The organism is Bilophila sp. 4_1_30, assembly GCF_000224655.1.
Lineage (GTDB): Bacteria > Desulfobacterota > Desulfovibrionia > Desulfovibrionales > Desulfovibrionaceae > Bilophila > Bilophila wadsworthia.
In genome coordinates this window covers 790,484-803,516 of record NZ_JH114232.1, presented here as the reverse complement: position 1 = coordinate 803,516, position 13,033 = coordinate 790,484, and the positions used below count along the sequence as shown (strand labels likewise).

The following is a 13,033-nucleotide window of genomic DNA, read 5'->3' as shown; positions in this document are numbered from 1 at the left end:
GTCCCCCGCGTTTCGAGCCAGCGACCGTAGCGGGCGCAGAGGACACCAAGAAGCAAATAGATGGCCCCGGCACTGATCCAGACTTCAAAGGTCATGCGGCTGATCGCCATGACTTCGAGAGCCTGAAAAGTCAGGTCGGGCAAAGAAATGAGCGAAGCCAGCGCGGAATCCTTGAACGTGGTGATGACCTGCCCCACGAGCGGAGGCAGGATCGCGCGCACGGCCTGCGGAAAAATGACCAGACGGAGCTGCTGCGAACGGGAAAAACCGAGCGCCGCCGAAGCTTCCCATTGCCCGTGCGGCACGCCTTCGATGCCTCCGCGGACAATTTCCGTAACATAGGCCCCTTCGTACACCCCAAGCGTCAGCACCGCCGCAACCATGCGGTCAAGCTGGCCTTCAGGGGCGAATCCCCACGCCACCGCATCCCTGACGAAAGGAGGCATGGAGCGAAGGGCCTGTTCCATATCGGAAACGGGAAGCAGGTTGCCCGCGAAAAAATACAGGAGAAACAGCAGTACCAAAGGAGGGATATTACGGACGGAATTGACGAAAAGCTGAATGGGCAACGCCGCGACGCCGCGTTTCCCGGCGGAAAGGGCGCCCAGAACGCCGCCGATGAGCAGAGCCAGCGCCATCGACCAGACGCCGAGGCGAAGAGTGACGATGAGCCCCCGGATCAAGAGGCCGGGCTCGTAGCCGCCGGGCGTGCGGCGGACAAGGAAATCCGCCAATTCCGGCCAGCTCCAGCGATAGGCGGCTATGGTTTCCGAACGCCACAGGAAAAAGCAGGCTCCCAGAAGCAACAAAACGACCAGAACGGCGTCCACCCGCCCGAACGTGGGGAAAAGCCGCCCCTGCCGACCGTACTCGGCATAGGGCGACCATTCGCGCCGGAGCGCCTTCCGGGAGCCGCCGGAACTCATCGAAGCTGCGCTTCCCAATCGGTCGTCTTGAACCAGAAATGACGGCGCTCGGGGAGCCAGCCTTCCGCTTCGACCGTGCGGATCCAGTTGTCGAGCACATTCAGGCTGTCGGGATCGCCCTTGCGGATGACCATGCCCACAGGCTGACGGTAAAAGGCGTCCGTGGAGGGCTGGTAAAGCTTGTCGGGGTTGCGGAGCACCTCAAAGGCCGGAAGCGGCGCGGACGAGAACATCACGTCGGCGCGGCCCGAGAGCACATCCTGCACGGCGGGAGCTTCGTCGTCAAACAGGCGGAAGGTGGCGTTGGGGAGCACTTTCTTGGCCACGGGAACGGGCGTGCTGCCCGTGCGCAGGGCAACGACCACTTCTGGTTTGTTGAAGTCCTCGGGGAACTTCATGCCCTTGGTCTTTTCCTTGTTCGCCATGACTTCGATGGTGGCGTAATCATAGGGAACCGTGAAATTCGCCTTCAAATTGCGCTCGGGGGTAACGCTCATGCTGCCGATGATGACGTCGAATTTCCCGGCCATCAGCGCGGGGATGATCCCGGCCCACTTCGTGGGCACAAGCTGGAGTTCCACGCCCAGATCCTTGGCGAGGCGCTTCGCCACGTCGATTTCAAAGCCTACGAATTCGCCGTTCTTGTCCTGCATGGCCCACGGCACGAACGAGGAAAACCCGACGCGCAGCACGCCGCGCTTGACCACATCGTCGATCATGGACGTCTGCGCGTCCTTCGCCTGCGCCAGACCGGGCAGGAGCAAGGCCGCCGCCAGCATCAACACAGCAAAAAACTTTTTCATAACGCCTCCTATGAACTTTTCTTTTCCGCAACGGAAACGCCCGCCGCGCCGTCTCCCGCAAGCCGAACGCCTTGGAAGGCGGAGGGGGAGCAAGGTAGAAGCCTTTTTCGGGAAGGTTCCCCTTCCCCCGCCCAAAGCCTACCGCCAGGCGTACCGGCGCTCCATCCAGCGGGCGGGCAGCGCCACGCAGAGCGTGAGCGCAAGATACAGCGCCGCGACGATCAGCCATATCTCAAACGCAAGGAACGTATCCGCGATCAACACCTGCGCCTGCATGGTGAGATCCGCCACGGCGATGGAGCTGACGAGCGAGGTGTCCTTGATGAGCGAAACAAGCTGGCTGGTCAGCGGCGGCAACATCCGGCGCACGGCCTGCGGCAGGATAACGAGCCGGAGCGTGTTCCATACGCCGAGGCCGAGGCTGATGCCCGCTTCCCACTGCGCCCGAGGCACGGATTGCAGGCCCGCCCGGAACAGTTCCGCCATGTACGCCCCCTCGAACAGGCCGAGGGCCAGCACGGCCGCGCCGAAAGGCCCCACGCCGATGGCGGGAGCGAACAGAAAATACACAAAAAACAGTTGAAGGAGCAACGGGGTATTTCGCAAGCACCCCACATAGACATGCGCCATGCCCCGCGCCACAGGCCACGGGGAAAGCCGCAGCAACGCCGCGCCGAGCCCGGCGGCGACGGCAAGGGCAAGCCCGAAAAGCGCGATACGCACGGTCATGCCGAGCCCGTCGAGCAACGGGCCGGGGATGAAATGCCCGTCCGTCCAGCGCCCCAGATACCGCCAGACGCGATACCATTGCCAGTCGTAGGAAATGCCGTCCGCTCCGGCAAGCACCGCACGGAACAGCCAGACGCCGATCAGGAGAAAGCATACTCCTACGGCATGGCGTCCCATCCACCGCAGCAACCGGGCCGCAGGGTGAAGCCGCACGCCGCAAGCCCGTTCACTCATAGAGCCTGTCCGCACCCGGCAATGGCGTCAAAAACGGCGTTCGCAGTTTCGGAAACGTCGATGTCCCCAGCCGCGACACGGCAGGTAGCCCACTGACGGTAGAGGGCCTCACGTTCACGGAACAAGTCTTCCACGGTCTGCCCCGGCGCAATGGCAAGCCCGCGATCCGGTTTGCGCGAAATGCGCTCCAAAATGAGAGGAAGCGGCACATCAAGGAAGACCACCGGACCAAGGGAGGTCAGATACCGCATGGCTTCGGGCCGATAGACCACGCTGCCGCCCGTGGCGAGCACAGCGCGCTGCATCCGAAGGGACTGGATGACTCTGGCCTCGACATCCAGAAAACGTTCCTTGTCCAGAGCGTCCGTCACGTCCTGAAGGCGCGCCCCATAGGTGGATTCAATCAGATGATCGGTGTCCACATAGGCCCAGCCGAGGCGTTCGGCCACAGCGCGGCCCACGGTGCTTTTGCCGGCTCCAGCCATGCCGATAAGGGTCACGCACTTGTCCTCGGTCAGGCCGGGAACCTTCATTGAAGAAATCGTGTTCATCACTCTCCCCCGTCGCGTGGGACCGCTTCGCCAAGCGCATACAAGGCAGCGCGCCGGGCATGGATTTCCGTCGTGTCGAACAGCCGCGCGGACGTGTCCCCGGGGCGCACCAGCAGGCCTATTTCCGTACAGCCGAGGATGACGCCCTGCGCGCCCCGGGCCGTCAGGCCGCCGATGATCGCCGCGAACGCCCGCCGGGAGGACTCGGAGACCGTCCCGAGGCACAGCTCATCGAAGATGACGCGGTTGACGAACGCGCGCCCATCTTCTTCGGGGATCAGCACGGTGATGCCCCGTTCCACGAGCTTGCGCGTGTAAAAATCCTGTTCCATCGTGTAGCGCGTGCCGAGCAGCCCGACCGTGGACACTCCGGCGGCCTCCAGCTCGTCGGCGGTCAGTTCCGCGATGTGCAGCAACGGCAGGGACGTCGCCGCCTGCACCGCGTCCGCCACCTTGTGCATGGTGTTCGTGCAGATGAGCACACAATCGGCTCCGGCGCGTTCCAGACCGCGAGCGGCCTCCGCCAGCAGTTCGCCGCTGCGTTCCCAGTCCCCTGCCCGCTGGCACGCCTCAATCTCATGGAAATCCACGCTGTGCAGGATGCACTTGGCGGAATGGAACCCGCCGAGCCGCTCCTGCACCAGCCGATTGATGATCCGGTAGTATGTAACCGTGCTTTCCCAGCTCATGCCGCCGATAAGGCCGATGGTCTTCATCAACATGGCTCCCCGTGCGGACGCCCGCGCCGCCTTTTCCCAAAATCAAATATCACGCCGTACCCCGGCGTCCCCTGGACGGGAGGCCGTTGCGCTCGCGCATGGCCTCGGGGAAATACGCCGCCGCCATTTCACGGAGCTTGTATTTCTGGATCTTGCCGCTGGCGGTCAGGGGGAAACCTTCCACCACAGCCACATAGCGCGGAATTTTGTACCACGCGATCTTGCCTCGGCAATAGTCGCGCACATCCTCGGGAGCGACGTCCGCCCCCTCCTTGGGGATGAGGAACGCGCCCACCTCTTCGCCGTAACGGCGGCTCGGCACGGCCACGACCTGTACGTCGGCCACGCCGTCCATCTTGAGGAGGAATTCCTCCACCTCGCGGGGGTATACGTTTTCGCCGCCCCGGATGATCATATCCTTGATTCGCCCGCTGATGCTGACATACCCGTCCCCGTCCATGATGCCGAGGTCGCCGGAGTGCAGCCAGCCCTCTTCGTCGATGGCCTCGGCCGTGTCCTTGGGCATGTTGTAGTAGCCCTGCATCACGTTGTAGCCACGGCAACACACCTCGCCCACGGCATTACGGGGGACTTCCTCGTTGGTTTCAGGATCGCGGATGGTGACTTCGATGCCGGGCATACTCCGCCCCACGGTCTTGACCCGGCGCTCCACGGTGTCGTCGGTGCGGGTCTGGGTCATGACCGGAGAACCTTCGGTCAGGCCGTAGCAGATGGTGATTTCGCTCATACACATCTGATCCATGACCCGGCGCATGAGCGGCTCGGGGCACACGGACCCTGCCATGATCCCCGTACGCAGCGAGGAAAAATCGAAACGCGAGAAGACGCGGTGATCCAGAATGGCCTGGAACATGGTCGGCACGCCGTACAGGGCGGTGCACTTCTCCTGCTCCACGGCGGTCATCACCTGCACGGGTGAGAAGGCGTCGAGCAGCACCATGGTGGCCCCGTGGTTCACGCAGGCCATGACCCCAAGGACACAGCCGAAGCAGTGGAACAGGGGCACGGGCAGGCATACCCGGTCGCGCGAGGAAAATTTCTGATGGTAGCCGATCCAATAGCCGTTGTTGACGATGTTCACGTGCGTCAGCATCACGCCCTTGGGGAAGCCCGTCGTCCCGGACGTGTACTGCATGTTCACCACGTCATAGGGTGAAATGGACGCCTTGCGGCTTTCGTATTCCTCATCCGAGACATCTCCGGCGAGGGAAAAAAGTTCCGGCAGGGAATACATGCCCCGGTGCTTGTCCGTACCAAGGAAAAACACGCGCTTCAGGTGCGGCAGATCCTCGACTTCGAGCATCCCGCGCCGCTGGCGGCGCAGTTCGGGGATCACCTCATACGTGGAAGCGATGAAATCGTGGTCGCGCACGCTGTCGATGATGAAGAGGTTCTCGCATTCCGACTGCTGCAGCAGGTAACGCAATTCCGTTTCGCGGTAATTGGTGTTTACCGTGACCAGAATTGCCCCGATGCGGGCCGTGGCGAACATGAGGGTCACCCAATGCGGCACGTTGGTCGCCCATACGGCAACCTTCTCGCCCTTCTGTACGCCGATGGCCATCAGGCCTCTGGCCATATCGTCCACACACGCCGAAAACTCGGACCACGTCTGCCGCAACTCGCGGTCCGCGTGGATCACGGCGTCGGTATCGGGAAAACGGGCCGCCGTATTCTCCAGAAGCTGGCCCAGCGTCAGCTCCTGCACTGTAAAATCGCTCATGTGAGGACTCCGAAAAAACAAATTGGAAGACATGAAAAGCAAACGGGAATCATACCAAACGAAGTACCCGGCCCGCAAGGGTTCCGTCATGAGAGCTTTGGGGGTTGCCGCGCTTCTCACGGGCGGCTATGGTAGCCGGGAAACGCTTATGGGCGGTGCACCCGCAGCTTTCTCCCGTTTTTCCGGCGGTAGAACAGGAATCGGACACAACGCCTCTTTTTTCGGACACAACGGGAGCGCAACATGAAACGACACGGCTATATCATCGGCGGGCAGGTCCAAGGGGTTGGTTTCCGGCCTTTCGTATACCGTGCCGCAACCAGGCACCGGCTCACCGGGCATGTGGGCAACACGTCGGACGGCGTCAGGGTAGAGGTGCAGGGAACCGATGAGGCTCTGGCCGCCTTTGCCCACGCGCTCGAACACGACCTGCCGCCGCTTGCGCGGATCACGTCCCTCCGCCGCGAGGAACTGCCCCTTGCGGACGGCGAGGCGGCCTTCGCCATCACACACAGCGAGGGGCACCACGGGCACGCCGTCTTGGTCAGCCCGGATGTGGCGACCTGCGACAACTGCCTCGCGGACATGCGCGATCCGGCGAACCGGCGTTACCGCTACCCGTTCACGAACTGCACGGACTGCGGCCCCCGCTACACCATCACCCATTCCATCCCCTACGACCGGGCCACCACGTCCATGAGCTGCTTCCCCCTGTGCCCGGACTGCGCCGCCGAATACAACGATCCCCTCGACCGCCGTTTCCACGCCCAGCCCAACGCCTGCCCCGTCTGCGGGCCAAAAGTCTGGCTGGCCTCCGCCCCTGAAGGCGCTCCCCGTATCTCCGGCCCGGAGCTTGCCGAAGGGCAGCACGCCATTGAGCGGACAGCCGCCGCCCTGCGTGCCGGAAACATCGTTGCGGTCAAGGGCCTTGGAGGTTTTCATCTGGTCTGCGACGCAACGAGTGCCGAAGCCGTCGCCCTGCTGCGCGAACGCAAGCGCCGCCCGCACAAATCGCTGGCGATCATGGTGCCGGATCTTGAAACGGCCCGACGCGTCGCCTGTGTTTCCGATGCGGAAGCCGCCGTCCTGAGCTCGTCCGAACGGCCCATCGTGGTGCTCGCCTCGCGCGGCGTCCTGCCGCCCGCCATTGCGCCGGACGTGGACAGCATCGGCGTCATGCTGCCCTACACGCCGCTGCACCACCTGCTCCTCGAAGCTTTTGCCGCGCTCTCTCCGCTCCCGGCGCTCGTCATGACCTCCGGCAACGCGGGCGGCGAGCCCATTTCGCTCGGCAACCGCGAGGCGCTGGCCCGCTTGCGGCACATTGCCGACCTCTTTTTGTTCCATAATCGGGACATCCTGATCCGTGCCGACGACTCCGTGGTGCGGGTGGAACCATTGCCGGAAGCACATTTTTCCACAGACGGCAATCCACAGTATTATCCACAAAAAAACGACATCCCCTCCGCCTGTTCCCCCTCCCTCCCAGACGGGACTCCTGCGGGGGTTCCCTCCACTTCAGCCGAAAACCTTGAGGGGGAAGCCGGGAACCCTTCTTCGGGAAGCCTCCTCCGGGAATCCCCTCCGCTCCACTTCTTCCGAAGGGCAAGGGGGTTCGTGCCGAGGCCGTTGGAACTCCCCCGCGACGCGGGCCGCTGCGTATTGGCCACAGGCGCGGAACTCAAGAACACGCTCTGCCTCACGCGCGGCAAGGATGCTTTCCTCAGCCAGCATGTGGGCGACCTGAAAAACCTTGAGACGTTCGAGTTCTTCCAAAACATGGCAACACACCTCGGCGGACTGCTGGAAGTCAAACCCGAGGCAATCGTCTGCGATCTGCACCCCGACTACCTTTCCACGAGCTATGCGCTGGATTCCGGCCTGCCCGTCCTGCGCCTGCAACACCATTTCGCCCATGTGTACGGCGTACTGGCGGAAAACGGGCATGACGCCCCCGCGCTCGGGCTGGCACTGGACGGCACCGGATACGGCACGGACGGAACCATATGGGGCGGAGAACTCCTCTTCGTCGATCCCAAATCCGCCAGCGAGGAACGCTATGGTGGACGCATCGGACGCCTTGCACCGTTCCCTTTGCCCGGAGGCGAGGCCGCCATCAGGGAACCGTGGCGCATTGTAAGCGGCTTCATGGGGCTCCCCGAGGCCGAAGGACTGCGCGAAGGGTTTGCGGAGGACATGGACGCCCTCTTTGGGGTGGACGGAAAACGCACCGTACATGACGCCATTTTGGAGATGGTCCGCCGCGAGGCCACGCCCATGACTTCAAGCTGCGGCCGCCTGTTCGACGCCGTTTCCGCATTGCTGGGACTGTGCTCGGCCATCACCTATGAAGGACAGGCCGCCATCCGTCTGGAAGCGCATCAAGACCTATCGGCAACAACGGCCGCGCCCTTCTCCATCAAGGAACGGGGCGGCCTTCTGGAACTTGACACGGCAGCCTTTTTTCTGCACCTGCTGGAACTGCGGCGGACAGGCGTTTCTGTCCCCGATCTGGCCCGCCGGTTTCACCTTGGACTGGCGGAAGGGCTTGCCGATCTGGCGCTTTCCGGGGCGCGGCGCTGCGGCGTCCGCACCGTGGCCCTGTCCGGCGGCGTCTTCCACAACCGGACCATCGCCCTGCTGTTGCCGGAAGCTCTGGCACGGCGTGGACTTGTTCCGCTCACGCATCACGCACTGCCGCCCGGAGACGGCGGGCTGTCCTATGGTCAGGCCGCGTGGGCGTCCCACGTTCTCCGCTGATTCAACCTCTGTTCAAAAGGAGTCGCATCATGGTTCGTCACATCGTCTGGTGGACGCTGAAACCCGAAGCTGAAGGCCGTACCGCCGCCGAAAACGCCAAGCTCATCAAGCAGCGCCTCGAAGCCCTCATGGGGCAGATTCCGTCCCTCAAGTCCCTTGAAGTGTCCTATGACTTCCTCCCGACCTGCACCATACCGGTCAACGTGATCCTCATGACCACGCATGACGACGCCGAAGGGCTCAAGGCCTATGCCGAACACCCCGCACATGTCGCCGTCGGCAAGGAACTTATCAAGCTCGTGACCGAGTCCCGCCAAGCCATCGACTATACTTTCTAAACTTCACCGGAGGAGGGAAAGGGGCCTTCCGGGAAAATGCCTTGCGGCTCCTTTCCTTCCTCTCCCCCTCCAAGTCTCTTCTCATCAGGCCACAACCGGCCACTCCCCTCCTTTCCTACAGCATACCGTTTATGACCCAACCTGAAAAAACAACGCCGATCGGTGAGTCCCCAGCTCCTCACGCGGAAGCGCGGCGGGCCTTTCCCGCAGGACTGGAACAGCCCGAGGGCAGCTTCCGATTCAGCGTCGACGCGCTGTTGCTCGCGGCCTTTGCGGCAAGCCGTACAACCGATGTTACCATGCGGTTTATAGATCTTGGAACAGGGTGCGGCGTTGTTGGCCTTGCCTATTTGTTACTTAAACGAAACATTTGCCAAGGCTTCGGTATGGATTGTAATCCCGAGCTGATTGCCGCCGCTCAAAACAATACTGACAAGCTTGGTTTTTCGGATCGATTTGCTCTGCATACCGGGGAACTTGCCGACACGCGGTTTTTAGAAAACCTCCGTATGGAAGCCTCCCCGGTCCAGTTGGTCATGGCGAACCCGCCGTGGCGTCTTGTCGGCTCCGGACGCTTACCCGCAACAGAGGCCCGCCAAAAAGCCTTATTCGGGGATAAAGGAACGTTCCCATTGTTCGCGTCCGCAGCCTCCTCATTGCTCGAAGAGGATGGACGTTTCGCCTGCATCATAAGCCCGGACAGGCTTCAGGATATGCTGGCGGCGCTGGATGGGGCGGGGCTCACTCCCTACTTGTTACAATATATCCACAAGCAAAAAACTTCTCCGGCCACGTTCGTGCTCATAGAAGCCCGTAAAGGCGCACACGCCAAACCATCCGTCGCCGAACCAATCGCCCTGTACGGCCCGGAACGTTTTTTCACACTGGAATCACTGGCTTTCTGCCCTTTTTTGCGCTAGTCTGAAGGCATGAAATACTTTCGCGCAGATCTGCATGTCCATTCGCGCTTTTCCCGCGCCACCAGCGGCAGGCTCAATATCCGCAATCTTGCGGCATGGAGTATGATCAAAGGCCTCTCCGTCATGTCCACGGGCGATTTCACCCATCCGGCATGGCGGGACGAGCTGCGGCGTGACCTCGTCTATGACGACAACAGCGGCCTCTACCGCGTCCGCGAAAAGACGCCGCTGGAAACGGAAATCCCCGGCTTTTCCCGTCCGGACGGCGTCAGCGAGCCTCAGTTCCTCATCCAAGCGGAAATCAGCTCCATCTACAAGAAAGACGGTTCCGTACGCAAAGTGCACAACGTCGTGATCATGCCCAGTCTGGAGAGTGCGGACAAGCTGTCCAACAAGCTCGCCGCAATCGGCAACATCACTTCCGACGGGCGTCCGATCCTTGGCCTCGATTGCGAGCATCTCCTTGAAATGGTGCTTGAAGCCGACGAGCGCGGCGTGCTCATTCCCGCGCATATCTGGACGCCGTGGTTTTCGCTGTTTGGTTCCAAATCCGGCTTTGACGCGCTGGAAGACTGCTTCGGATCGCTCTCCTCACATATTTTCGCCCTGGAAACCGGCCTTTCCTCCGATCCGGACATGAACCGGCTCTGGTCCGCGCTCGACCGTTATGCGCTCGTTTCCAACTCCGACGCGCATTCCGGGGAAAACCTCGGCCGCGAAGCCAATCTCTTTGAAGGCACGCCTTCCTATGACGGCATATTCGACGCGCTGCGCCGGGCCGCCCGGGACGAGGAAGGCTCAGGCTGCATCTACCGGGGGACGGTCGAGTTCTTCCCTGAGGAAGGAAAGTACCACCTTGACGGGCACCGCGCCTGCAATGTTGTCCTTGAGCCGGAAGAATCCATGAAAATCGGGAATATCTGCCCGGTATGCGGCAAGCCGCTCACCGTCGGCGTACTCCACCGGGTCATGGCGCTGGCCGACCGCAAGGCCCCGGTCATGCCCAAGCACGATCCGGGATTCGTCTCGCTGTTCCCGCTTCCGGAAATGCTCGGCGAACTGCTTTCCGTCGGCCCCAAAAGCCGAAAAGTGCAGGAAAGGCAGTCCGAACTGGTCCGCTTGTTCGGTTCGGAAATGGATATTTTGCACACGGTCCCCGAGTCGGATTTGCGTCAGCACTGGGACGCCCTCGGCGAGGCCGTGGCCCGTATGCGCCGGGGCGACGTCATCAAGGAAGCGGGCTTTGACGGCGAATACGGGGTCGTCAAAGTGTTCTCGGAAGAAGAGCGCAAACAGTTTGTGACCGGAAGGTATCGTTCTTCCTCCTTGCTGGATGCTCTGCCCGAAGCCCAAAAGCCGGGCAGAAAACCCAAAGCGGCACCTTCCAAGGAACCGGCATCGAAACAGGTGTCCCTGTTCGCGGCAATGACGCCCCCGGCACCCCAGACGCCGCCCGATCCGAAGGCGTTCCCGTATTCCGAAGCGCAGCAGAAAGCCATCCAAGCCGGGCCAAACCCCGTGCTGGTACTCGCGGGCCCCGGTTCCGGCAAAACCCGCACCCTTGTGGGCCGCGTCCAGCGTCTCCTCAAGGACGGCATCCCCGCTCAACGCATCCTTGCCGTTACCTTTACCCGCCGCGCCGCCGCCGAGCTCCGGGAACGCCTTGAACGCGCCCTTGGGGAAGGCGTCCCGTTGCCTCAGGCCGATACCCTGCACGCTCTGGCCTTATCCCATTGGGGCTCCGCTGAGGAGGCCCTGCCAGCCGTGTTGCCCGAAGAAACGGCCCGGAGCGTGTTCGCCAAGGCCAACGCCCTATCCGCCGCCGACGCCAGACGCGTATGGGATGAGCTGTCCCTCGCCCGCGAGCGCCTCGCCCCCCTGACGGACGAACAGTCCGCCCTGCAGGAGCGTTACCACGCCGCCAAGCGCGAGCGGAAGCTTGCGGACTATACGGATCTGCTGGAGCACTGGCTGGCCCGCCTGCAAGCCGAACCGGAACGCCAGTGGACCAACGTGCTGGTCGACGAAATACAGGACCTTTCGCCGTTGCAGGTTGCCCTTGTGCGGGCGCTGATGCCCGGAGACGGGCATGGGTTCTTCGGCATCGGCGACCCCGATCAGGCCATTTACGGATTCCGTGGGGCGCATCCCGATGTTCAGTCCGCCCTGCGTGAAGCGTGGCCTTCGCTGGAGAGCGTCACGCTCGCCGCGAGCCACCGTTCCGCCGCCGGAATCCTGACCTCGGCTTCGGCATTGCTCGGATCGTCCTCAGCCTGTGGAAAACTTATCCCCACCCGGAATATGGAAGCTTGCCTGCACCTGTTCAGCGCCCCGGACGCCCGCAAGGAAGCCGCATGGGTCGCGGATCAGGTTGCGCTTCTTCTCGGTGGAACCTCCCATACGCTGGAAGATTCCCGCCGCCGCGATGCCACGCTTGCCACGCCGTGCAGCCCCGGCGAAGTGGCCGTGCTGGTCCGCATGAAAGCGCTCATCCCGCCTCTGAAAACCGCTCTGGAGCGCCGGGGCGTCCCCTGCTCGGCACCGGAAACGGCCCCCTTCTGGGGCGATCCTTCCGCCGCCCTCATCCTTGAATTGGCGGGGCTGCGCTTCCAGCGTCCCTTTGCCGCGCCGGAAGGCCCCGGCAGCCTCGACGTGGATGTGCCGCAGCTGGCCGCGTCCCTGCCCGAACAGCTCTGGCAGGCAGGGCCGTCCGCGCTGGCCTCCCATCTGGATGCCGCCAAGCTCCTCGCCCCGCTGTTCACCGAATCGGCGGCCTGCAATGCCCTGCTCCGGGCGTTCCGCGAACAGGGCAAGACATGGGAAGGGTTGCTTGATTGGGTATGCCTGCGGCAGGATCTGGATCTTGTGCGCGAACAGGCGGAGCAGGTGCAAATCATGACCCTGCACGCCGCCAAGGGGCTTGAGTTCCGGGCCGTATTCCTGCCCGCCCTGGAAGAGGGCATCCTGCCCTTCCCCGGCGCGGATGCGCTGCTTCACGGCGACCCCGGCGGCGCTATCGATCCGGACGCGCTCGCGGAAGAGCGGCGTTTGTTCTATGTCGGCCTGACCCGTGCGCAGGATGCGGTTTTCGTCAGCCATGCGGCGCAGCGCCATCTCTACGGCAAGGCATTGGAACTGCCTCCTTCGCGCTTCCTCTCCGCGCTGCCCGAGCTGTTCCGGCACACCCGGCTTGTCCGCCATGTGCAGACGAAAGCTACGCAGATGAAGCTGTTTTAGAAAATATTGGAGGGGGAAGGAGGGCCTTTCTGAAGAAAGCCCCTCCTTCCCCCTCCAAACCTCCCCCATCCT

The 13,033-nt window shown here is 62.8% G+C and carries 10 protein-coding genes; 4 read left to right on the top strand and 6 right to left on the bottom strand.

The window, feature by feature from the left end; translation table 11 throughout:
• The 6 genes from HMPREF0178_RS10180 to HMPREF0178_RS10155 form a co-directional block, all read right to left on the bottom strand.
• Window positions 1–926 (bottom strand): amino acid ABC transporter permease (locus HMPREF0178_RS10180; RefSeq protein WP_009733346.1); only part of this gene is annotated, 926 nt, incomplete at its 3' end.
• Complete coding sequence (locus tag HMPREF0178_RS10175; RefSeq protein WP_009733345.1) at window positions 923–1,729, bottom strand: transporter substrate-binding domain-containing protein; 807 nt, start codon at window positions 1,727–1,729, stop codon at window positions 923–925. The genes HMPREF0178_RS10180 and HMPREF0178_RS10175, both read right to left, overlap by 4 nt.
• Before the next feature lie 138 nt (window positions 1,730–1,867).
• Window positions 1,868–2,692 carry an amino acid ABC transporter permease gene (locus HMPREF0178_RS10170; protein ID WP_009733344.1) on the bottom strand — a complete coding sequence of 275 codons (825 nt, stop codon included), beginning with the start codon at window positions 2,690–2,692 and terminating at the stop codon, window positions 1,868–1,870.
• On the bottom strand, window positions 2,689–3,243 hold the full coding sequence (gene thrB, locus HMPREF0178_RS10165) for a homoserine kinase (protein WP_009733343.1): 555 nt from the start codon (window positions 3,241–3,243) through the stop codon (window positions 2,689–2,691). The genes HMPREF0178_RS10170 and thrB overlap by 4 nt, the downstream gene beginning before the upstream one ends.
• Window positions 3,243–3,959 carry an aspartate/glutamate racemase family protein gene (locus HMPREF0178_RS10160; RefSeq protein WP_009733342.1) on the bottom strand — a complete coding sequence of 239 codons (717 nt, stop codon included), beginning with the start codon at window positions 3,957–3,959 and terminating at the stop codon, window positions 3,243–3,245. The genes thrB and HMPREF0178_RS10160 overlap by 1 nt, the downstream gene beginning before the upstream one ends.
• A gap of 52 nt (window positions 3,960–4,011) precedes the next feature.
• On the bottom strand, window positions 4,012–5,706 hold the full coding sequence (locus HMPREF0178_RS10155; protein WP_009733341.1) for an AMP-binding protein: 1,695 nt from the start codon (window positions 5,704–5,706) through the stop codon (window positions 4,012–4,014).
• 243 nt (window positions 5,707–5,949) lie between these two features.
• Here HMPREF0178_RS10155 and HMPREF0178_RS10150 point away from each other — a divergent pair, with 243 nt between their 5' ends.
• From HMPREF0178_RS10150 to HMPREF0178_RS10135, 4 genes are all read left to right on the top strand, one after another.
• Window positions 5,950–8,466 carry a carbamoyltransferase HypF gene (locus tag HMPREF0178_RS10150; protein ID WP_009733340.1) on the top strand — a complete coding sequence of 839 codons (2,517 nt, stop codon included), beginning with the start codon at window positions 5,950–5,952 and terminating at the stop codon, window positions 8,464–8,466.
• 29 nt (window positions 8,467–8,495) lie between these two features.
• Window positions 8,496–8,804: a Dabb family protein gene (locus HMPREF0178_RS10145; protein ID WP_009733339.1), complete on the top strand. Its 309-nt coding sequence runs from the start codon at window positions 8,496–8,498 to the stop codon at window positions 8,802–8,804.
• A 131-nt stretch (window positions 8,805–8,935) separates the two neighbouring features.
• Complete coding sequence (locus HMPREF0178_RS10140; RefSeq protein WP_232281252.1) at window positions 8,936–9,724, top strand: methyltransferase; 789 nt, start codon at window positions 8,936–8,938, stop codon at window positions 9,722–9,724.
• A 9-nt stretch (window positions 9,725–9,733) separates the two neighbouring features.
• Entirely contained in the window at window positions 9,734–12,961 is a 3,228-nt protein-coding gene (locus HMPREF0178_RS10135; protein ID WP_009733337.1) for a UvrD-helicase domain-containing protein, read from the top strand.
• Window positions 12,962–13,033: the final 72 nt, after the last annotated feature.